The 20,135-nt window shown below is 61.1% G+C and carries 20 protein-coding genes; 11 read left to right on the top strand and 9 right to left on the bottom strand.

Features of this window, described 5'->3' with window-relative positions; translation table 11 throughout:
* Positions 1 to 5: 5 nt before the first annotated feature.
* Positions 6 to 2,057: a cytochrome c biogenesis protein CcdA gene (locus RIE53_12995; GenBank protein MEQ9105601.1), complete on the top strand. Its 2,052-nt coding sequence runs from the start codon at positions 6 to 8 to the stop codon at positions 2,055 to 2,057.
* Here RIE53_12995 and RIE53_12990 read toward each other — a convergent pair.
* Positions 2,042 to 2,506 (bottom strand): universal stress protein, encoded by a 465-nt coding sequence (locus RIE53_12990; protein MEQ9105600.1) that lies wholly within the window; start codon positions 2,504 to 2,506, stop codon positions 2,042 to 2,044. The genes RIE53_12995 and RIE53_12990 overlap by 16 nt on opposite strands.
* 67 nt (positions 2,507 to 2,573) lie before the next feature.
* Here RIE53_12990 and RIE53_12985 point away from each other — a divergent pair, with 67 nt between their 5' ends.
* Together RIE53_12985 and RIE53_12980 are read left to right on the top strand one after the other, a co-directional pair.
* A complete protein-coding gene (locus tag RIE53_12985) occupies positions 2,574 to 3,131 on the top strand; it encodes a sigma factor (protein MEQ9105599.1) in 558 nt (185 codons plus the stop codon).
* Complete coding sequence (locus tag RIE53_12980) at positions 3,121 to 3,732, top strand: rhomboid family intramembrane serine protease (GenBank protein MEQ9105598.1); 612 nt, start codon at positions 3,121 to 3,123, stop codon at positions 3,730 to 3,732. Before RIE53_12985 ends, RIE53_12980 begins: the two co-directional genes overlap by 11 nt.
* A gap of 965 nt (positions 3,733 to 4,697) precedes the next feature.
* On the opposite strand, the gene RIE53_12975 is transcribed toward RIE53_12980, so the two are convergent.
* From RIE53_12975 to RIE53_12950, 6 genes are all read right to left on the bottom strand, one after another.
* A complete protein-coding gene (locus RIE53_12975) occupies positions 4,698 to 5,396 on the bottom strand; it encodes an HAD-IA family hydrolase (protein ID MEQ9105597.1) in 699 nt (232 codons plus the stop codon).
* A gap of 4 nt (positions 5,397 to 5,400) precedes the next feature.
* Positions 5,401 to 6,534, bottom strand: a complete 1,134-nt coding sequence (locus tag RIE53_12970) for a hypothetical protein (GenBank protein MEQ9105596.1) — start codon at positions 6,532 to 6,534, stop codon at positions 5,401 to 5,403.
* The gene (locus tag RIE53_12965) at positions 6,534 to 7,832 is read right to left on the bottom strand and encodes a pyridoxal phosphate-dependent aminotransferase family protein (protein MEQ9105595.1); all 1,299 of its coding nucleotides are present in this window, start codon (positions 7,830 to 7,832) and stop codon (positions 6,534 to 6,536) included. Before RIE53_12965 ends, RIE53_12970 begins: the two co-directional genes overlap by 1 nt.
* An 83-nt stretch (positions 7,833 to 7,915) precedes the next feature.
* Positions 7,916 to 8,542, bottom strand: a complete 627-nt coding sequence (locus RIE53_12960; protein ID MEQ9105594.1) for a DUF5683 domain-containing protein — start codon at positions 8,540 to 8,542, stop codon at positions 7,916 to 7,918.
* Complete coding sequence (locus tag RIE53_12955) at positions 8,542 to 9,483, bottom strand: ParB/RepB/Spo0J family partition protein (protein MEQ9105593.1); 942 nt, start codon at positions 9,481 to 9,483, stop codon at positions 8,542 to 8,544. Before RIE53_12955 ends, RIE53_12960 begins: the two co-directional genes overlap by 1 nt.
* 7 nt (positions 9,484 to 9,490) lie before the next feature.
* Positions 9,491 to 10,276, bottom strand: coding sequence for an AAA family ATPase (locus RIE53_12950; GenBank protein MEQ9105592.1), 786 nt, complete (start codon positions 10,274 to 10,276; stop codon positions 9,491 to 9,493).
* 107 nt (positions 10,277 to 10,383) lie between these two features.
* On the opposite strand from RIE53_12950, the gene RIE53_12945 reads away from it, so the two are divergent.
* The gene (locus RIE53_12945) at positions 10,384 to 12,372 is read left to right on the top strand and encodes an ATP-dependent helicase (protein ID MEQ9105591.1); all 1,989 of its coding nucleotides are present in this window, start codon (positions 10,384 to 10,386) and stop codon (positions 12,370 to 12,372) included.
* The gene (locus RIE53_12940) at positions 12,369 to 12,857 is read left to right on the top strand and encodes a GNAT family N-acetyltransferase (GenBank protein MEQ9105590.1); all 489 of its coding nucleotides are present in this window, start codon (positions 12,369 to 12,371) and stop codon (positions 12,855 to 12,857) included. The genes RIE53_12945 and RIE53_12940 overlap by 4 nt, the downstream gene beginning before the upstream one ends.
* On the opposite strand, the gene RIE53_12935 is transcribed toward RIE53_12940, so the two are convergent.
* Positions 12,822 to 12,980 carry a DUF5989 family protein gene (locus RIE53_12935; protein ID MEQ9105589.1) on the bottom strand — a complete coding sequence of 53 codons (159 nt, stop codon included), beginning with the start codon at positions 12,978 to 12,980 and terminating at the stop codon, positions 12,822 to 12,824. The genes RIE53_12940 and RIE53_12935 overlap by 36 nt on opposite strands.
* An 84-nt stretch (positions 12,981 to 13,064) precedes the next feature.
* On the opposite strand from RIE53_12935, the gene RIE53_12930 reads away from it, so the two are divergent.
* From RIE53_12930 to rpiA, 3 genes are read left to right on the top strand one after another with little or no spacing between them, the layout of a single operon-like run.
* On the top strand, positions 13,065 to 14,294 hold the full coding sequence (locus tag RIE53_12930; protein ID MEQ9105588.1) for an ABC transporter permease: 1,230 nt from the start codon (positions 13,065 to 13,067) through the stop codon (positions 14,292 to 14,294).
* Between the two features lie 11 nt (positions 14,295 to 14,305).
* Entirely contained in the window at positions 14,306 to 15,535 is a 1,230-nt protein-coding gene (locus tag RIE53_12925; GenBank protein ID MEQ9105587.1) for an ABC transporter permease, read from the top strand.
* A gap of 1 nt (position 15,536) precedes the next feature.
* Positions 15,537 to 16,238 carry a ribose 5-phosphate isomerase A gene (gene rpiA, locus RIE53_12920; GenBank protein ID MEQ9105586.1) on the top strand — a complete coding sequence of 234 codons (702 nt, stop codon included), beginning with the start codon at positions 15,537 to 15,539 and terminating at the stop codon, positions 16,236 to 16,238.
* Positions 16,239 to 16,247: 9 nt separating this feature from the next.
* Here rpiA and radA read toward each other — a convergent pair whose 3' ends face one another.
* Positions 16,248 to 17,612 carry a DNA repair protein RadA gene (gene radA, locus RIE53_12915; protein ID MEQ9105585.1) on the bottom strand — a complete coding sequence of 455 codons (1,365 nt, stop codon included), beginning with the start codon at positions 17,610 to 17,612 and terminating at the stop codon, positions 16,248 to 16,250.
* 92 nt (positions 17,613 to 17,704) lie between these two features.
* On the opposite strand from radA, the gene RIE53_12910 reads away from it, so the two are divergent.
* From RIE53_12910 to RIE53_12900, 3 genes are read left to right on the top strand one after another with little or no spacing between them, the layout of a single operon-like run.
* Positions 17,705 to 18,466 carry an ABC transporter permease gene (locus RIE53_12910; protein MEQ9105584.1) on the top strand — a complete coding sequence of 254 codons (762 nt, stop codon included), beginning with the start codon at positions 17,705 to 17,707 and terminating at the stop codon, positions 18,464 to 18,466.
* Complete coding sequence (locus RIE53_12905; GenBank protein ID MEQ9105583.1) at positions 18,463 to 19,206, top strand: ABC transporter ATP-binding protein; 744 nt, start codon at positions 18,463 to 18,465, stop codon at positions 19,204 to 19,206. The genes RIE53_12910 and RIE53_12905 overlap by 4 nt, the downstream gene beginning before the upstream one ends.
* Positions 19,203 to 20,135, top strand: a complete 933-nt coding sequence (locus RIE53_12900; protein ID MEQ9105582.1) for an MlaD family protein — start codon at positions 19,203 to 19,205, stop codon at positions 20,133 to 20,135. The genes RIE53_12905 and RIE53_12900 overlap by 4 nt, the downstream gene beginning before the upstream one ends.

The raw sequence follows: 20,135 nt of genomic DNA, 5'->3' as shown, positions 1-20,135 counted from the left end.
CCCACATGGTCCTCCCGGATACGTTTCCCCGCCTGAGCGGATGGCCCCGCTTGCAAACGTGGTTGGTGCTGTTCCTCATGGCGTGTTGGCCCATGGCCGTGGCTGGCCAGGATGCGGTGCCCGACCTCGGGCTGGGCGGAGGGCCGTCCATCGGGGTATCCGCGGATTACGTCACCTGGCGCGCGGAAGCCCGGCCGGACAGCGTATCGCCGGGCCGCTCCACCATCGTGGCCTTCACGGCTACGATAACGGGTCCGGGGGATTGGAAGATGTATGCCTTGGACCAGGCGCTGCCGGATCGTTCAGTGGGAGTGCGCCCCTATGGCATTGACGTTTCCTGGCCCGATTCCATGGATGGCGTCACCGCCCGTGCGTCGCTCGGACAGGATCCTCCCCGTTCGGGGTACGATCCCACGTTCGACATGGAACTGCCGTACTTCAAGAGCGAATCGGTCGTGTACGCGGTGCTGGATGTGGATGCTGAGCTACCGGTCGCCGGCAGCGAGCCGGTCGTATTGACGCCGCGTGTCCAATTCCAGATCTGCTCCGACGAGTTCGGTGTGTGCCTGCGTCCGGAGCGCACGGAGGTGCCGGTTACATTCACGCTCGTGACGGGCGGGCAGGACGCCGGCGCATCGACCGCCCAAATTGCACGGGCCCTGGATGCCGGCACGATCACCGACGGGCCCACCCCGGACGAGCGCCCCGGACAGTCCGGCCTCTTGGCCTTCCTGCTGCTGGCCGTCGGCGCCGGGTTGGCGTCGTTGCTGACCCCGTGTGTCTTCCCGATGCTTCCGCTTACGGTGTCCTATTTCACGAAACACGCCGATGATCGGGTCCAGTCGGTAAAACTGGCCGGTCTGTACGGGGTCTCGATCGTTGCCACGTTCACGGTCATCGGCATTGTCATGGCCGTGGTGGTGGGGGCGGCCGGAGCGCAGACCATTGCGTCGAATCCGTGGGTGAACCTGCTGATTGCGGCCGTATTGGTGGGCTTCGCCCTGTCCCTGCTCGGGCTCTACGAACTGCGACTGCCGTCCGGACTGGTGAATCGGGTCAACGCCCTGGGCGGCGGGTCAGGCGCCATGGGGGTCTGGTTCATGGGTTTGACGCTGACGCTGGTCTCGTTTTCCTGCACGGCTCCGTTCGTGGCCGGTCTGCTGGCGGCTGCAGCCGGAGGTACCTGGGCGTGGCCCGTGGCCGGAATGATGGTCTATTCGGCCACATTTGCCTCGCCGTTTGTCCTGTTCGCCCTGTTTCCGAATGCCTTGCAGCGCCTCCCCAAGTCGGGATCCTGGATGAATGTGGTCAAGGTCGTCCTGGGCTTCGTGGAATTGGCGGCCGCGGTCAAGTTCCTTTCCAATGCTGACCTGGTCTGGGGATGGGGCCTGATTTCGCGACCGTTGGGCATTGCGTTCATCGTGGTGGTGTTCTTCCTGGCCGGTCTGTACCTGATTGGACAGCTCCGGCTGGCACACGAACCGGCGCCGGATGGTATCGGTGCCGGTCGACTCATGCTTGGCTCCCTGTTCTTCGCAGTGTCCCTGTACATGCTGCCGGGACTGTTTGGATCGCCCTTGAACGCCCTGGATGCCTTCCTTCCGCCTCGCCAAGCCGGTGATGTCGGTCTGTTCAATGTGCTGGGCGCCTCGGGTATGGACGCGGTGCCGGGTGCCGATGACGGCTGGCACGTGGACGATATCGACGCCGCCGTCGCCGAGGCTGCCACGCGGAATCTGCCCATCTTCGTTGATTTCACCGGCTATACGTGTACCAATTGCCGGTCCATGGAAGCCAACGTATTTCCACGGGCGCCGGTCGCTTCGCGGCTGGCCAACGACTTCGTCCGGCTGAAACTGTACACCGACGGCCCGGAGAAGGGCGACGAATTCCACCGATACCAGCTCCGGCTCACCGGGATCGTGGCGCTGCCCACATACGCAGTGGTCGACACCGACGGCACGACGTTGCTCCTGCGCGAATTCGGAATGATGGACGTGGACGAGTTCGCAGCATTCCTGGACAAGGGCACGCGCCGCTTTCAGGTCCGGTCCTGATCCGGAATGGGCAGCAACAGTACGGGTTGCGTGGCTTCGTTGGCGACTACTTTGGTGACACTGCCCAGCAGCATGCGCTCCAGTGCGGAGTGGCGGCGCTTTGCCAGGATGATGAGATCGGCCCCCAATTCGGTGGCATCGTGCAGGATGACGCGTGCAGGATCGCCATGATGCAGCGCAGGCCGCACCGGTCGCGTGAATCGTTCCTGGACGAACGCATCGAAATCCCCCTGCTCGGCCTCCACAATGCTCTCCTCGATGGACGGATCGTACAGTGCATAGGATACCTCCCCGAACCCACTCAGCGGATCGATGCCCAGCGGGGTCGTCGGGGTCGGGACATGGACGTGCAACACGTATAGATCCGCATCCAAACGATCCGCGAAGGACTGGATGCGATTGGTGATGGCCGTCGGCTCCTTGAGGTCGGTGGCGAAGAGGATTTTCATGGCGGAGGTCGTTATGTGGTGTCCGGTTCGGGGTCTTTGCCTGAAGAGCAAGTCAAGCCACGAGGTCATGGACAATCGTACTGAACTCATTGTACGACTTTGGAACGATTCCCGTCGATATTTCCGGGCCTGTGCGGAGCGGGAACGTTTGCTGGGGATGCAGGATGTGGAAGATCTGGCGTCGGATGTCATGGTGGCTGTCATTCCCCGACTGGATGGATTGCACGCGCCCGACCGATACGTGCGGCGCATGGCCCGGAACCGGGTCATCCGGGAGCTCAGGCGCAGGCGTGCAGAGCAAGGGGTCCTGTTCCCCATGGACCCGTCGGCGGATGCCGTGACGGATGCAAGCGATGCCTTTGACGACCAGGCCGAGCGGGTCGTTCGAACCGCCCGCCGGCTGCTCCGGGAGGAGGACACGATCACACGGATGATGGTGGCTGCGCGCTGTGCCTCGCCGTCGCGTTCCTTTTCCGAAATCAGCCAGGTCACGGGGGTGAGCAGTTCCGCACTCCGGATGCGCATGAGCCGGTTCACGCGGCGGGTGCGATCGGCGGTGGAGAATCCTGCGCCCAGGGTGGTCGTACACCGGACGAAAACCCGGAAGTACGCCCATGTTCGTTGAAAGCCCGCTGACCATCATCCTGATCCTTCTCAATGTCCTCGTAAGTGGATATGCCCTCTGGTTCGATACGGCATTGTTGGACCGGTTGTCCTTTCGGCCCGCCCAGGTGCTCAAGAACCGGGAGTACTACCGACTGCTGTCCGCAGGATTCGTGCACGCCGGGCCGGGTCACCTGGCCTTCAACATGCTGACCCTGTTCTTTTTCGGGCCCGCTCTGGAGCGACTCCTGGGTCCGGTTGGTTTCCTGGTGGTGTTTTTCGTCTCCGAATTCGCCGCCCACGGTTTGACACTCTGGTGGCAGCGGAATTCGCACGCCTATGCGGCCGTGGGTGCGTCCGGGGCCATTTCGGGCGTACTGTTGTCCTTCTGCCTGTTCCGGCCGTTCGATCAGATCGGGCTGTTCTTTGCCATCTGGATTCCTGCGTGGCTGTTTGCGGTGGGCTTCCTGGGCTTCTCGGTCTATGCCATGAGCCGGCGGGACAATCCGAACATGGGAGGGATTGCCCATGAGGCCCATCTGGGCGGAGCGATCGGCGGACTCATCGCAACGTTGCTCGTGGAACCGGCCGCCTTGTCGATCTTCCTTCGACAGATCATGTGATAACCGTTATTGCAAGGTGAAATAAACGGGCATCTGGGACGGAAAATGGCCGATCAGCCAATGTCACCGTTATTGCACTTGCATTGTCCGGGAGGTATTCGTACGTTTGGTGCATCTCATGCCGCCTGGTGGAAGCCCCGTTCGCGGGGTACTCAGTCGCGCAGTGACTATGGGCAGTGGAAAGCCCGGCCTTGCGGCCGGGCTTTCTGCATTTCCGGGGGTGTGGACAACCCTGTGGAGAACTGTGTGAACTCTTTGTTGAACATTCTGCATTGACTTGACTCTGAAACCGATCTATAATAGTCCCAGTGCCTGACGGCACCGTTCCTTGACGCGACTGAGTCTTTAGGCTGCATGAGGGCAGACCGCCCGATCTTCGGATCGGGAGCTGGACCCCCTCGTTCGGAGTGTTGATCGCAATACCGCTCACAAGGCAGGTTTGCAGGAGTTCCGGATGCGGTACGTAACGTACCGGCCTGGTGAAGATGGCGGACTGGCTTCGGCCGGTTCCGGCGCTGCACAGGCAGGAGACTGCATGGATCGTTCTGGTACCGTCCCGGCAACCAGAGTCCGTTGAAGTGCAGGGCCTTGCATTGATTTGCAAGGCGTGTGCAAGCGAACCTCGAAGCTTTTCGGAGCGGACGAGGGGAGCGGCACAGGCAGGCGGATGTAACGTGGCGCACCCGAAAGGGTGGGCAAACGGGCTGAATCCTGTTGTCCGCGGAATGCTGAAATCCGTTGTATGCCCGTACGGCGGATTGCATCACCCTGGTGGTGATGCCAACCATAAGACGAGAATCTCCCGTAACCGGCTGTTCTGAACAGCTTCGGCTGAACGGACCACCGGGGGAGATTCGCGCGTCAGGAAACTTTTGGAACCATCGTCCTGAAAAGGACGGGGTCCGCAAAAAAGCCACCTGGAGACAGGTGGCTTTTTTTGTTTGGGTCACGCGCGTGCACCGTGCTCAAGAGGCTTCCAGTCGGTCCATCAGTTCACGGTAGTCCTGGAAGGAGAATACGCGTTCGGACGCATGATCGTCCCCCCGGTACCACGCCACGGACCAATCGGCGCCCAGTCCGCCTTCGACGTCCGACCGGGCCGAATCACCAACATAGAGGATATCTTCGGGAGGCACGCCGGCCATTCCGGCTGCGTGATCGAACAGGGCCCGGTGCGGTTTCAACCAGCCGATCTCATCGCTGATGATGATGTGCCGGGCGTTCCGGTCCAGCACAGGGAAGCGGGACAGCTTCGCCCGCTGGATCTCCGAGAATCCGTTCGTCAACAAACCGCAGGGATACGTCGATGATACCGCCTGCCAGGCCTGTTCAGCCCCGTCCACAAAGCTCCAATGGTCGCTGTACCGTTCCAGGTACAGGTCGGCGAGCTCCACGTGCAGGCCATTTCCGCCACGTCCCAGCCGGTCCAGAAGGAGCTCGAACCGGCCATACTTCGTCTGGTCCTTGCTTCGGGACCCCGCTGCATATTCGCTCCAGACCCGTGCATTCACCTCCCGGTACGCCGAAACGATCTCGTCGTGCGTCAGTCCGTCAAATGCATCGGACCGGTCGGCAATGACGTCGTTGAGCGCGTGCCGCTCGGCACGGGTGTGATCCAGTAGGGTGTCGTCGATGTCGAAATAAACGAATGCAGGTCGGGACATGGGCTCAGATGGGTGCATCAAACAAGGCATACTCCTTGTCTTTCACTCCGTTCATGGCCTCCAGGGCATTTCTGAGTTTCATGTTCGTGTCCAGCACCCAACTCATTTCGCATCCCTGTACGCCGATTTCCCGACCCGTGTTGATGGTTTCCGCAATCAGCATGGCATCCAGGCCGCGCCCCTGATGGGAAAGCCGGACACCCATGAGCGGCATCCGGATTTCCCGGATGACACCACTCTTGGCGAGCATCAACAACTTGAACAGGCCGAACGGCAGCAACCGTCCTGTCTTCAGCGTCTTCAATGCATAGTTCAGGTCCGGCAATGAAATGGCGAATGCGACGGGTTCACCCTCGTCTTCCACCATGACCACCAGGCGCGGGTCCACGATCTGCTTCAATTCCGAGGCCAATTGCGTGAACTCGGGATCGGTCATGGGGACATGCCCCCAGTTCCTGGACCAGGCATCGTTGTAGATGTCCAGGATGGTGGCTGCTTCTTCCTCGAAACGGGACATGTCCAGCCGACGCGCGCTCAGGCCGGGATAGCGACGCATGATGAGATCCCGGCCCCGGTTCAACTTGGCATCGTCCAGGTATTTGATGTGGCTGTAATAGGCCCACATGGTCATGGACCGGGAGAACCCGAAACGCGCCAGCATGGCCTCATAGTACGGGAAATTGTACGGCATGAGAATGGATGGCTGGCGGTCGAACCCACCCACAAGCAGACCGGCGGTGTCGTTCAAGGTGGGATTGGCCGGCCCGCGCATGACGGACAGTCCCTGGCTGCGCAACCACCCGGCTGCGGCCTCAAGCAAGGCCCCGGCCACGTCGTCATCGTCCACGGTCTCGAAAAAACCGAAAAACCCGACGGCATCGTCATATTTTTGCAGATGCATGCCATTCCGGATGGCCGCAATCCGCCCGGCTACACGGCCGGAGGCATCCCTGGCAAGAAAGAGTTGCATGTCCCCGTGGCCGAAAAAGGCGTTCTTCCGGGGGTTGATGAGTCGCGCAACGTCCATGCGGAGCGGCGGTACCCACACGTTGCTCTCCCGGTACAGGTCGAACGGGAATTGGATGAACGCCTTCCGGTCCCGTCGGGACGTGACCGGAGAAACCGTAAATCCGGTCATCAGGCTGCCGAACCGTTGGTTCCTATGACGCCGTGCTTGTGGCCCACCCGTTTGAAGGCATCCAGGATGAAGTCGAGGTCCTCATTGGTGTGGGTAGCCATGTAGGACGTGCGCAACACGGATTGTCCCTGCGGTACGGCCGGAGGGACGACGGCGTTCACGAAGACACCGGTGTCCAGGAGGTCGCGCCACATTTCGAAACAGGTGCGCATGTTGCCGGCCACGACCGGAATGATGGGCGTCTGGCTGTTCCAGACATTGAACCCGGCATCCTCGAAACCGGCCCGCATGTAATCGGAGATTTCCCACAGGCGGTCCAGGCGCCAGGGCTCCGTTTCCAGGATCTCCAGGCACTTCAGTACCGTGGCCACATTCGAGGGAGGCATGGACGCCGAGAAGATGTGTGTCGAACTCGTGTGACGGATGTACTCCACGACGTCGGCGTCGCCCACACAGAATCCACCGAGGGATGCAAAGCTCTTCGAGAATGTGCCGGTGGTGAGGTGGACCCGATCCTCGAGCCCGAACTGGGCCGCCGTTCCACGTCCGCCTGGTCCGATGACACCCACGGCATGGGCATCGTCGGCCATCAGGACCGCGTCGAATTCCTCGGCCAGCTCCACAAGTTCGGGAAGCTTGGCTACGATTCCCGACATGGAGAACACCCCATCCGTGACGATCAGTTTGCCTGCTCCAGGGCGTTCAAGTTGCGTCTTCTCCAGGAGCGCCCGGAGATGCTTCATGTCGTTGTGACGGAAGCGGAGGGTATCGGCCATGGCCACCTTCGTCCCCGCCACGATGCATGCGTGGTTGTCCTTGTCCGAGAAGATGACGTCTCCTTTGCCGGCCAGCGACTGGATGACGCCCTCGTTGGTCATGTAACCCGTGGAAAACAGGACGCAGGCTTCACGGTTCATGAAACGCGCCAGCCGTTCTTCCAACTGGATGTGCAGGTCGAGGGTGCCGTTCAGGAACCGGCTGCCTGTGCACCCGGTGCCGTATTTGTGGATGGCTTCCACGGCGGCTTCGCGGACACGCTCGTCGGAGAGGAGCCCCAGATAGTTGTTGGATCCCGCCATGATGACTTCCCGGCCATTCATGATCGCGCGCGTTCCGTCGTTCCGTTCAATGGCCCGGAAATACGGGTAGAGGTCAGCCGCCTTCACCTGCGCATACAGGTTTTCGGAATCAAAAAATGCATGGCATTTCTTGAACAGGCTGGGCTCCGAGGTTCGTGCCGTGGCCGTCACATCGACCACGTCGGTAACGGGATCATTCAATCTGGTACCTTCTCGCATGATGAAGACTCTCGCGGCACACACGGGCCACGTTGGTGGTTGGGCGGTCTCTGAGACGTCCGCCAAAGCAAGAGGTTACAGGATTACCGGGATCCCAGCGGGATCAATACGGTCGTTCGAATGCCGGAAGGGACCGGTGCCACATGCAGCGACAGGTCTGTTCCGTCATCGAAATCAATCAAGTGCGCACTTACATAAGCGTCCAGCACAGCCAGACCATACACTAAGCCGATGCCAATCAGCGAAAGGTCACGCGAACGTCGGAAATTATTTCGCTGCGTTTGGATGGGTCGGGACGAGACGGTTCCGAATTCGGCAGCGATCTCGTCGTATGCAGACTGGAACTCTGCCTTGGGGTTCACCGCCTGCGCTCCGGCGTCCACGAGTTCCTGCCACGCCTTGTACTGGTAGGCGTCGCGGTACAGGGTATAGTCCTGGTGACTCAACACGGCGAGCGTGGCCAACCCGCCGAGTGCGCCATAGACGAACGGGAGCTTGATGTACTGCCGATTGTAGATCTGTCCCCAGCCCGGCACCAGGAGGGCACGTCGAAGCGCATCCTGTGGCGTCCGATTCACGGCGGGAGGCAGGGCGCGACCAATGACCAGGCGCTGTACGTCGTCAGGCCGATTGCCGGACAGCGTCGCCTGGGCCGTCGCCAGGTCCGGAAGTGCGCACAGACCCATGAGCAGCACACAGAGGGCACGCATCAGGATGTGAGCAGGTCCACAATGCGCTCCAGATCCTCGGCGGAATAGAACTCCACCTCAATCCGCCCGGACGTGCCTTTGCCCACAGGTTTGATCCGGACTTTCGTCCCCAGTCGCGAACGCAGATCGTCGGTCATGCGGCGCAATTCCAGATCGGCCTCGTGCGTGGCGGCAGGTGACGCACCTGCCGGTTGTTGTGTCGGGGGTTGCCCGGCCGACAGCATTTTTTTGACCCACTGCTCCGTGTCGCGGACCGAGAGGCCCTTGGCGACGATGGTCTCGAGAGCCGTCTTCTGGTCGGCTTCCGATTCAAGTGCGAGCAACGCCCGGGCATGACCCGTGGACAACTGACCATCCCGGAGACCCGCCTGGATGACGGGTGGCAAGCGAAGCAGGCGCAGGAAATTGGCGACGGCGGAGCGACTTTTTCCCACCTTGTCGGCCACGTGTTCCTGGGTCAGCCCGCACTCATCCATCAAGCGACGATAGCCGAGGGAGATTTCGATGGGGTTCAGCTGCTCCCGCTGGACGTTTTCCACGATGGCCATTTCCAGCATGGCCTCCGTGTCGGCCTCCCGGATGTAGGCCGGTACGCGTTCGAGGCCTGCCTGACGGGCGGCCCGCAATCGCCGCTCACCCGAAATCAATTCGAACCGGTTCGGACCAACGGCCCGGACGGTCAGGGGCTGGATGATGCCCAACGACCGGATGGACTGGGCCAGTTCGGCCAGGGCCGTCCCGTCGAAGTGCTCGCGCGGTTGGTACGGATTGGGTTCAATCCGGTCGACGGCGATGTCCGAAACCGAGCCTGCCGTACGGATCCGGTCTTCGAAATTGTACAAGCGTGGGGAGGCCGGATCCTCGGCCGCCGACGTGCGGGCCTCATTGTCGGGCAGCAAGGCCCCCAGGCCTTTTCCGAGCGCAGACTTTCGTTTTGCCATGGCAGCCTCAGTCGGCAGGTTGGAGATAGGCTTTGTTGTTGGTCAGGATTTCCCGGGCCAGACCGATGTAGTTCCGGGAGCCCGTACTGGCGGCATCGTACAGGATGACGGGCTGCCCGTAGCTGGGGGCTTCCGACAACCGGACGTTGCGTTGGACAATGGTCGAGAAGACCTTGTCCCCGAAATACTTCCGGACTTCGGACGCCACCTGGTTGGCCAGACGGAGTCGGGTATCGAACATGGTCAGGACCACCCCTTCGATTTCAAGGTCCGGATTCAGGTGCTGACGCACGAGTTTGATGGTGTTCAGCAACTGTCCAAGGCCTTCCAGGGCGAAGTATTCCGCCTGGACCGGGATGATGACGGAATCGGCCGCCGTCAGGGAGTTCAGGGTAAGCAGACCGAGCGACGGCGGGCAATCGATGATGATGAAATCGTAGCGGTCACGGATGGGCTGCAAGGCCTTGCGCAGGATGCGCTCCCGGTCGACCACGTCGACCATTTCGATTTCCGCACCCACCAGGTTGATATGGCTCGGCATGACATCCAGGAATTCCATCTCGGTAGGTACGATGACCTCTTCGGCCGTCGCCTCCCCGATGAGCACCTCGTAGGTGGACTTGCCGACCGACCGGACATCAATACCCGAACCGGACGTTCCGTTCGCCTGCGGATCGAAGTCCATGAGCAGGGTACGGTGTTCCATGGCGGCGATGGACGCGGCCACATTGACGGACGTCGTGGTCTTGCCGACTCCGCCTTTCTGGTTCGCAACCGCGATGATTTTTCCCATACAAACCTGCCTGGTAACAGGCGCTCAATCTATGAATTCCGGCCCTGCCAAACCAATTGTCGGCGTCCACGTTCACACGCACATCGCCCAGTCAACCGCCTGCATGCATGGCCCGCCACTTCGTCATCAAGCGTGATCCTGACGCCGATGTGGTGCAGACGGTCATTCCCTATGCCGATGAACTGAACGCCCAACAACTGGATGTGGTCCGTGCACCCGGGGGAGCAACGTTGGTGGTGGCTGGTGCGGGTACCGGAAAGACCCGCACCCTGGTCTATCGGCTGGCCTGGCTGGTCGAACACGGGACACCACCCGAGCAGATTGTACTCCTGACGTTCACGCGCCGCGCGTCCCGGGAAATGCTGGCCCGGGCGTCGTTGCTGCTGGACGGCCGGTGCAACCAGGTCCGGGGCGGCACCTTCCATGCATTCGGGGTATCGATCCTGCGCCAGTACGCGCCCGTCATCGGATGGCCGAAGAACTTCACCATACTCGACGCATCGGATGCCGCGGACGTGATTGATGTCCTGCGGGGAGCGCTTCCCAAATCGCTGTCCCGCAAACGCTTCCCGAAGAAACGAACGCTCCAGGCCATCATCAGCGCCGTCCGGAGTCGCGGCGCATCCCTTTCCGATATCCTCCAGTCCACCTGGCCGCAGTTCGTCTCCTTCGAGGACGAAATCGCCGCACTTGCCAAAGCCTATGGGGTCTACAAGCAGCAGCACGGGCTCATGGACTATGACGACCTGCTCATCCAGACGCTGGTGCTGCTTCGGGACCACGACGAAATCCGCCGGACGGTGGCCGGTCGGTGCCGTCACGTGCTGGTGGATGAATACCAAGATACGAATCCGGCCCAGGCTGCCCTCGTCGCCGCATTTTCATCCGTGCACGGCAATGTGATGGCCGTCGGCGACGATGCACAGAGCATCTATGGTTTCCGGGGCGCGGATCTGCGCAACATCCTGACATTCGACGAGCAATTCCCGGGTGCCTGGCTCCTCAAGCTGGAGCAGAATTACCGTTCCACACAGCCCATCCTGGATCTGGCCAACCACGTCCTGGCGCGTGCCCACCGGAAACATGACAAGCAGCTGTTCACGGAGCGGGACGGCGGGGTGACCCCGGTATTCGTGGCTGCCCAGGACGAGCGCTTCGAAAGCCGGTTCGTCGCCCAGCAGATCCTGGCACTTCGGGAGGAGGGTGTGGAGCTGAACCAGATGGCGGTCCTGTTCCGGAACGGATTCAATTCGTACAATCTGGAAGTGGAACTCAATCGGATGGGCATTCCGTTCGTGAAATATGGTGGCCTGAAATTGTCCGATGCAGCCCACGTAAAAGATGTCCTGGCCCACGTGCGGGTGATGGAGAATCCGCAGGATGCCGTGTCCTGGAACCGGATCCTGCAGCTGCTGGAGGGGATCGGGCCGAAGACCGCCCATCGATTGATGAACGCCATCATGGCCGAGCCCTCCGATGCGCTCTCTCTGGACCATGCTTTCCTGTCGGACCGATACGCGGACCAGTTGACCGCGTTGTTCAACCTGCTGCGGAGCGGACGGAATGCTCCCGGGGCGACGCCGGCCGATGAACTGGAGCGGGTGTTGGCCTATTACGAGCCCATCCTGAAGCGCGTCTATTACGAGGATCATCCCAAACGGCAGCAGGACCTGGATGCGCTGGCGGCACTGGCCGCCTCCTTCACGGACCGCACGCGGATGTTGGAAAGCATGGCGCTTGACCCTGTGGAATTGACGGCCATGGATGTGGAGGAGGAAGGCAATGATGAATTGCCCTTGACCCTGTCGACCATCCACTCCGCGAAGGGACTCGAGTTCAAGGTCGTGTTCATCATCCAGGCGCTGGACGGCGTATTGCCCTCCGCCCGGGCCGTTGGCGACACCCAGGCCGTGGATGAGGAACTCCGCCTGATGTACGTGGCCATTACCCGGGCGGCCGATGAACTGTATGTGAGCTATCCCATGGTCCAGGCCCGTCGATTCGATGGCCAGTATTTCACGAGTCCGACCCGATTCCTGCAGGACGTGCCCCCCGCACTGCTGGAGCCCGGTACCCTGGTGGAGGCGGATTCATGACGGAGTACGGACATGCCGGGATCCGGATTGAGCAGGTGGGCCTCGATGCACTTCCCATCATCCGTCCGATGAACCGGCTCATCTTCGAGGAAGACCGGATCATCAATACGTTCGAGCGGCCTGACGTGGTCATCCTGATTGCCTGGTCGGGTCCGGACCCGGTCGGGTTCAAGATCGGCTACCGGGAAAACCGGTTCACGTTCTACAGTGCAAAGGGGGGCGTCATGCCGGCGTGGCGGCGTCGTGGCGTGGCATCGGCCCTGCTTGCGGACATGATGGCCCGGGTGCAGCAGATGGGGTTCACCCGGTTTGCATTCGATACCTTTCCCAACCTGCACCCGGGAATGACCATCCTGGCGCTTCGTAACGGCTTCCGGCTCGTCAAGTCCGACTTCAACACGACCTACAGGGAGTACCGGTTGCGTTTCGAAGTCCGACTGGACAATCCATCAGAAGAGGGCGTAAATGAACGGGGCGAGGGCTGAGCCCTGTGTGAGCACGATCAGCAAGCTCAACAGAAGCAGGATGAATACGATGGGGGCCAGCCACAGCTTGCGCCTCATTTTCAGGAACGTCCAGAATTCCGCGAGAATGCGTGCCTTGCTCATGTCCGGGAGAGGGTGTGTATTGCAACTACAGGGTGAACGTCGCGTACCCGGATCAGATTCCACGCCCCCAAAACCCTGCCCCACGTGCGTCGATATTTCTTCGAGTTGACCGAGTCGTTCCTGATTGCCGTCCGGGCCGTCGTGAGCAACAAGATGCGAGCCGTACTGACCACGCTTGGCATCATCATCGGAATCGTTTCCGTTACGGGGATGGCCACCATTGTGAACGGCATTGAGCAGGGATTCGAGAATGACATGGCCAGCCTGGGTGCCGATGTCATGTACGTGGAGCGCTGGCCATGGGTCGGCGGACCGGGGTTCAAATGGTGGGAGTACATAAACCGGCCCCGCATTGACGTGGATATTGCGACGGCCATCAATGAGCGTGCATCGCTCGTGGAAGCCGCCACCGCGGTCGTCACGACCGGCCGGGCGGCCGTATCGGAACACCAGAACCTGCCCAACATCACGGTTCGGGGTACATTGGCGAATTATCCGATGGTCCAGACCGTTGATCTGCAGGAGGGATACTTCTATTCGGAAGTGGATGACCTGAGCGCACGCAGCGTGGCGGTGGTGGGTGCCGTCGTGGCCAGCGAGTTGTTTCCCGTCGGAAATGCCCTCGGAAAAACCATCCGGATAGGCGGGCACCGTTACCGGATCATCGGCATCCTGAAGAAGGAAGGACAGGGCGGAGGCGGGAACGATACGTCGGCCTTCGTGCCCTTCTCCTCGTTCCAGAAGCATTTCGGCACGCGTTGGCGGGATGCATCGGTCCGGGCCAAGATCGTGTCCGGCGTGCCTGTTGCCGAGGCCCGGGATGAATTGCGGGGCGTCGTCCGGTTGGCCCGGGGTCTCCAGGCAGGTGAGGAGGACGACTTCGAAATCAATGAACAGGAATCGCTGCGGGCAGCCATCGCTCCCATCAAGAATGCCATCTTCGGCATCGGGATCGGATTGACGGCGCTCGCCCTGTTGGTGGGCGGTATCGGCGTCATGAACATCATGTTCGTGACGGTGAAAGAGCGGACACGGGAAATCGGCATCCGGAAGGCAGTGGGGGCCCGGAGACGTACCATCCTCATGCAGTTCCTCATCGAGGCCATCGTGATTTGCATGGTCGGTGGCGTCGTGGGCGTCCTGCTTTCAATCCCCCTCGCACTCCTGATTTCGCTCGTGCTGCCCGCGCAGATGGGCGTCGGGATTGTGGCCATTGCCTTCGGTATCTGCGTGGCCATCGGTACGACCTTCGGCCTGGCACCGGCCTGGTCGGCTGCCAACGCGACGCCCATTGAAGCCCTCCGCTACGAATAAACGTATTTGACATGGCATTTCTTGAAGCATTCCGGATGGCCTGGGAGTCCCTGCGCGGGCACAAGATGAGATCGGGTCTCACGTTGCTGGGCATGGTGATCGGTGTGTTCGCCATCATCGTGTCCGTGACGGCCGTCGAAGTGATTGATGTGTACTTCAAGGAACGGCTCCAATTCCTGGGGTCGTCCACCTTCTCGGTGACCCGGACGCCGCCCATCCAGATGGGCAATACGAGCGCGGCTGTTCGCAACCGGCCAAGCATTACCTACGATCAGGTGGAACGTCTGGAATCCCTCATGACCGTTCCGGTCACGGTGTCGCCCATGGAGGACTTCAAGATGACGAAGGTCTCCTATTCCGACCGGGAAACGGAGCCGAATGTGATGATCATGGGCACCGACGAGGATATGCTGGGCAACTTCAGCCACGAGGTCGAATACGGAAGGTTCTTCACGGCAGAAGACATCCAGTACGCCCGTCCGGTGTGCGTGACCGGCTCCATTATTGCCGAGGAGCTGTTTCCCAACGAATCACCCCTTGGGAAGCAATTGACCATGGATGGCATGCGATGCTCGGTCATCGGGGTGTTGAAGGAAAAGGGCAGTTTCCTCGGGTTCTCGGAAGACAACCGGGTTTTCGTGCCCATCAGTCGGGGTTTCACGGTCTACGGACAGCCCCAGCGCAATATCGCCAATGTGTCCATCCGCGTCCATGATCCGGCCATGATCAATGCGGCAAAGGACGAGGTCATCGGTCGCATGCGGGTCATCCGGAAGGTGCAACCGGGCGACCCGAACAATTTTGACCTGTCCACCAACGACTCCATGCAGGCTGTATTTGAAGCCTTCACGGGAACGTTGACCATGGGAGGAGCCGGCATCGGATTGATATCGCTCCTGGCCGCCGGGATCGGCATCATGAACATCATGCTCGTGTCCGTCATTGAGCGTACCCGTGAAATCGGAATCCGGAAGTCCATCGGTGCCCGGCGCAAGGACATCCTCCGTCAGTTCCTGCTGGAAGCCTTTTTCCTGTGCCAGATCGGGGGTGCCATCGGAATCCTTCTTGGAGCGCTGGCCGGGAATGGCGTCGCCCTGTATTTTGACATCTCGGCGGCGTTCCCGGTTGGATGGGCCATTGCCGCCGTCGTCATGGTCACATTCATTGCGCTGGTCTTCGGCGGATATCCGGCCTTCAAGGCGGCCCGGTTGAATCCGATCGATGCGCTCCGATTCGAATAGGATGGCACGGACACAGAACGACGCCAAACGGTTGGTAGGACAGACCGTTGCGGACATGATCACGGCCGGAATGGTGCTGGGGCTGGGTACCGGCTCCACGGCAGCCATGGCCATCAAGGCGCTGGGTGAGCGCATTTCCCGGGAGGGATTGGAGGTCAAGGGCATACCGACCTCGTTCGCTTCCGAGCGCCTGGCGCGCGAGAACGGGATTCCGCTCACCACGTTGGATGAGCATCCGGCTGTAGATCTGGCATTCGACGGGGCCGACGAATTCGATCCCGGATTGGCACTCATCAAGGGCCGGGGTGCGGCGCATACCCGGGAGAAGATCGTGGCGGCCCAGGCGCGATCGTTCGTGGTGCTGGTCGACGAGTCGAAGCGGGTGTCGCGTTTGGGTGAACGTATGCCCCTGCCGGTGGAAGTCGTTCCCATGGCCGTGGCTCCCGTCATGACTGTGCTCCGGAAACTGGGGGGTGATCCGGTCCTCCGGATGGGCGTCAAGAAGGATGGGCCCGTCGTTACGGATCAGGGGCTGTGGATCCTGGACGCGGCATTCGATCACGGCATGGGGGATCTCGATGCTGTAAACATGACGTTGCTGCAGACGCCGGGTGTGCTGGACCACGGTCTGTTCCTGGATATGGCGACGACCGTGCTCGTAGGGCGCGATGACGGCACGGTGGAGCGCCTGGACCGGCGCTGACCCCCACTATCAGAACAGTCGGTCAACGAGGGCTTCCAGGGAGGCCACACCCGTCAATTTCGCCGTCGATGCGCCGGCTCCCGCCCGGGCACTTTCCGGCACGAAGATATCCGTGAATCCCAGCTTGGAGGCCTCACGGATGCGCGCATCGAGTTGCGGGACTGAGCGGATTTCCCCTCCCAGACCGACTTCCCCGATCAGTACGGACGTGGCCGGAATGGCGCGATTCCGGAATGAGGACACGATGGCGGCGACCATTCCCAGGTCAACCGCGGGCTCGGACAGCTTCAGGCCACCCGTGACGTTCACGAACACATCCGATCCGGAAAGGCGCAGGCCGACCCGCTTTTCGAGCACGGCCAACAACATCTGAAGCCGGCGTGGATCGAATCCCGTCGCTGTTCGCTGGGGCGTCGAATAGGAGGTGTCCGTAACGAGTGCCTGGATTTCGGCGAGCAACGGGCGCGTCCCCTCCACGGAGCACACGACCGCCGTGCCTGAAGCATGCACGGCCCGTTCCGACAGGAACAGGGCACTCGGATTGCCGACGGCCGACAGTCCGTCCGATTGCATCTCGAACACCCCGATTTCGTTCGTCGAGCCGAACCGGTTCTTGACGGCCCGCAGGATCCGGAACGCATGGTGCCGATCCCCTTCCAGATACAGAACCGTATCCACCATGTGCTCCAGCACCCGTGGGCCGGCTATCGACCCCTGCTTGGTGACGTGCCCCACAATGAAGGCTGCCGTTCCGGTCGCCTTGGCCATCTGGATGAGGGCCGCAGCGCTTTCCCGGACCTGGGCAACCGATCCCGGGGCGCTGTTCAGGTCGGTGCGGTACACGGTCTGGATGGAATCCACCACCAGCAGGTCGGGCTGCTCATCATGCACGCATGAAATAATGCCCTCCACATCGGTTTCCGCCAGCAACAGGAAGGTGTCGGAGTCCACACCCAGCCGCTCGGCGCGCATCTTCACCTGGGCTGGGGATTCCTCGCCCGTCACGTACAGGATTTTCAGATTCTTGAGCAAGGCCCCGAGTTCGGTCATCAGGGTACTCTTGCCGATTCCGGGGTCGCCCGCCACCAGGACGGCTGAGCCACGGACGATGCCGCCCCCCAGTACCCGATCCAGCTCCGCGTTCCGGGTGACAATCCGTGATTCCTGACCGCTCTGTACATCTTCCAGACGAAGTGCGGCCGAGACTCCGGCGGTCCGCGATGGTCGCGCTCCTCCGAGTGCGTGCCGGGACGTCGGCTCCACCCGTTCTTCCACGAGGGTGTTCCACTCTCCGCAGGACGGGCATTGACCCAGCCATCGGGGCGATTCGCCCCCACACTGCTGGCACGTGAAGATTGATCTGGTTTTGGCCATACCTGGAAGATACGTGGTGCCTGCCACATTACGGGATGGGCACCTATTGGAACGGTCAACGTACCTTGAAGCCGATTACCCTTCCGACCCGAATGCCGCAACTGCATAACTCCATACGCGAACCGGTCCAGGCCCTGGGCCGGTACAGCCTGCTGATGTTCCATGCATTCGGCGCCCTGCCGGAATTTCCGAGGTATCGGAAGAACCTCTGGGAGCAGATGATGCGCGTCGGGGTGGACTCGCTTCCCATCGTCATGTTGGCGGCCGCCTTTTCGGGCGCCGTCACCACCGTACAGACCGCCTACCAGCTGGTTTCCCCGCTCATTCCCAAGAGCATCATCGGCTCCATCGTGGCGCCGTCCATGGTCCTCGAACTGGGTGCGGTCGTCACGGGATTCATCCTGGCGGGTCGGGTCGGCGCCCGGATTGCGGCTGAACTGGGCACCATGCGCGTCACGGAGCAGATCGATGCACTGGAGGCCATGGGGCTCAATTCCATCGGCTACCTCATTGTACCCCGCGTGATTGCCGGTGTCGTGATGTTTCCGGTCCTGTACATTGCGGCGACCTTCGTGGGGATTACCGGAGGCATGTTGGTCGGGCACTTCGGAGGATTCGTCCCCATCGGCGTGTTCGTGGACGGGGCCCGGGAGTTCTTCCAGCCGTTCGACCCCATTTTCGGCATGATCAAGTCGTTCGTTTTCGGTTTTGCCATCACATCCATCTCGTGTTTCAAGGGATACTACACGGCCGGCGGCGCGGAAGGCGTGGGCCGTGCCACGACCCAGGCCGCCGTGGCCAGTTGTGTCTATATCCTCCTCGCCGACCTCGTGCTGGCCGCCACACTGCTATGATCCGCATTGAACGACTGAACAAGAGCTTCGAGGAAAGGCAGGTCCTCTTTGACGTATCGTTGGATATTGTCGAGGGGGAGACCATTGCCATCATCGGTCGCTCCGGATCGGGTAAAAGTGTGCTCATGAAGCATATCATCGGACTGCTGAAGCCCGATTCCGGTCGCATTACCGTGGATGGTGTTGACATCAATGCCATCAGCTATGGAGAGCTCCGGGAAATCCGTCGCAATTTCGGAATCCTGTTCCAGGGCGGCGCCCTGTTCGACTCCATGAGTGCCTTTGAGAACGTGGCATTCCCCCTGCGGACGTTCACCCGGAAGACCGAAGATGAAATCCGATACGAAGTAGAGAACTGCCTGAACATGGTGGAATTGCCGCATGTGGGTGAACAGATGCCTTCCGAATTGTCCGGCGGGCAGCAAAAAAGGGTAGCCCTGGCCCGGGCCGTGGCCTTGCGGCCACGGTACGTGTTGTATGATGAGCCCACGAGCGGGTTGGATCCGGAAACGTCCAACACCATTGATGCGCTCATCGAGGGCCTGTCCGAACAACTGAACGTGACCAGTATTGTCGTCACGCACGACATGCATTCCGTGCTGAACATCGCAGACCGCGCCGCTTTCATCTATCAGGGGCGCATGCATTGGGCCGGTACCATCGACGAGCTGCATGACGCAGACGATCCGGTCCTGAAAGCGTTCGTCAAAGCCAATGAATACCAGATCGGCCACTCATGAAGTATTCCAATGAATTGAAAGTCGGAGCCTCGCTCCTGATTGCCACCGCCATCTTCATCCTGGGTGTCCGGTATTTCGAAGATCTGCCCCTCTTCCGGCCAACGCTGTCGCTGACGGCGGAATTCGACGATGCCGGTGGTCTCATTGCAGGCAACGTCGTGCGCGTGAATGGGGTAAACGTGGGATCGGTGAACGGCGTCCGGATTTCCCCGTCCACGGGCAATGTGATCGTTGATTTCCATGTGGACAGCTCGCTTCCCGTGACCGAAGGCACGACCGGGGCCATTGCCGGGTTCGATGCACTCGGGGTCGTCCGGATGGATTTGATGCTTGGACCACCCGATGCGCCACGCATTCCCGAAGGCGGCCGGATTGCCACGCAGCCAATGTCCGATGCCATTGCTTCGCTGACGGCGCGGGCTCCGGGCATGGTGGACCGCGTCGACTCGGTTCTTGTTGGCCTGGACCGGGTCCTCGGGGGAACCGATCAGATGCTGAACTCCCCCGATTCAGACCTCCGATCCGCCATCGGGTCCGTGGATCGTTCGGTGCAACAACTCGAAGCCTTGCTGCTGGCCGAACGGGAGAGGATTGGGCGCGTCATGGCCAATGTGGAGTCCGCGACCGCCGATCTGGATACGGCTGCCGGAGAAGATGGCGAACGCCTGGCCGCGCTCATGGACAGTTTGCAATCCACGCTGGATGGCGTGGACCGGACGCTTGTGGATGTCCGGAGCGTATCGGTTGAACTGACGGCTGTGCTCGCGGCCCTGAACAATGGCGAGGGCACGCTGGGTATGCTGTTGAAGGACCCCTCCATGTATCACAAAATGGACTCCACCCTGACCGGACTGAACGCCCTGATGGCCGATTTCCAGGCCAATCCCGGTCGATATCTCAAGGAAATGCGAATCGTGGACCTGTTTTGA

This window comes from Rhodothermales bacterium (assembly GCA_040221055.1).
In the GTDB taxonomy this organism is placed as follows: Bacteria; Bacteroidota; Rhodothermia; order Rhodothermales; family UBA10348; genus 1-14-0-65-60-17.
This window is presented reverse-complemented; position numbering and strand designations above follow the sequence as displayed.

Bases quoted from the DNA above. Each gene is read 5' to 3' on its own strand.
- RIE53_12965 (MEQ9105595.1), bottom strand. From the start codon at position 7,832: ATGCGAGAAGGTACCAGATTGAATGATCCCGTTACCGACGTGGTCGAT.
- RIE53_12950 (MEQ9105592.1), bottom strand. From the start codon at position 10,276: ATGGGAAAAATCATCGCGGTTGCGAACCAGAAAGGCGGAGTCGGCAAG.
- RIE53_12970 (MEQ9105596.1), bottom strand. From the start codon at position 6,534: ATGACCGGATTTACGGTTTCTCCGGTCACGTCCCGACGGGACCGGAAG.
- rpiA (MEQ9105586.1), top strand. From the start codon at position 15,537: ATGGCACGGACACAGAACGACGCCAAACGGTTGGTAGGACAGACCGTT.
- radA (MEQ9105585.1), bottom strand. From the start codon at position 17,612: ATGGCCAAAACCAGATCAATCTTCACGTGCCAGCAGTGTGGGGGCGAA.
- RIE53_12980 (MEQ9105598.1), top strand. From the start codon at position 3,121: ATGTTCGTTGAAAGCCCGCTGACCATCATCCTGATCCTTCTCAATGTC.
- RIE53_12990 (MEQ9105600.1), bottom strand. From the start codon at position 2,506: ATGAAAATCCTCTTCGCCACCGACCTCAAGGAGCCGACGGCCATCACC.
- RIE53_12945 (MEQ9105591.1), top strand. From the start codon at position 10,384: ATGGCCCGCCACTTCGTCATCAAGCGTGATCCTGACGCCGATGTGGTG.
- RIE53_12900 (MEQ9105582.1), top strand. From the start codon at position 19,203: ATGAAGTATTCCAATGAATTGAAAGTCGGAGCCTCGCTCCTGATTGCC.
- RIE53_12955 (MEQ9105593.1), bottom strand. From the start codon at position 9,483: ATGGCAAAACGAAAGTCTGCGCTCGGAAAAGGCCTGGGGGCCTTGCTG.
- RIE53_12905 (MEQ9105583.1), top strand. From the start codon at position 18,463: ATGATCCGCATTGAACGACTGAACAAGAGCTTCGAGGAAAGGCAGGTC.
- RIE53_12985 (MEQ9105599.1), top strand. From the start codon at position 2,574: ATGGACAATCGTACTGAACTCATTGTACGACTTTGGAACGATTCCCGT.
- RIE53_12975 (MEQ9105597.1), bottom strand. From the start codon at position 5,396: ATGTCCCGACCTGCATTCGTTTATTTCGACATCGACGACACCCTACTG.
- RIE53_12910 (MEQ9105584.1), top strand. From the start codon at position 17,705: ATGCCGCAACTGCATAACTCCATACGCGAACCGGTCCAGGCCCTGGGC.
- RIE53_12960 (MEQ9105594.1), bottom strand. From the start codon at position 8,542: ATGCGTGCCCTCTGTGTGCTGCTCATGGGTCTGTGCGCACTTCCGGAC.
- RIE53_12995 (MEQ9105601.1), top strand. From the start codon at position 6: ATGGTCCTCCCGGATACGTTTCCCCGCCTGAGCGGATGGCCCCGCTTG.
- RIE53_12940 (MEQ9105590.1), top strand. From the start codon at position 12,369: ATGACGGAGTACGGACATGCCGGGATCCGGATTGAGCAGGTGGGCCTC.
- RIE53_12935 (MEQ9105589.1), bottom strand. From the start codon at position 12,980: ATGAGCAAGGCACGCATTCTCGCGGAATTCTGGACGTTCCTGAAAATG.
- RIE53_12925 (MEQ9105587.1), top strand. From the start codon at position 14,306: ATGGCATTTCTTGAAGCATTCCGGATGGCCTGGGAGTCCCTGCGCGGG.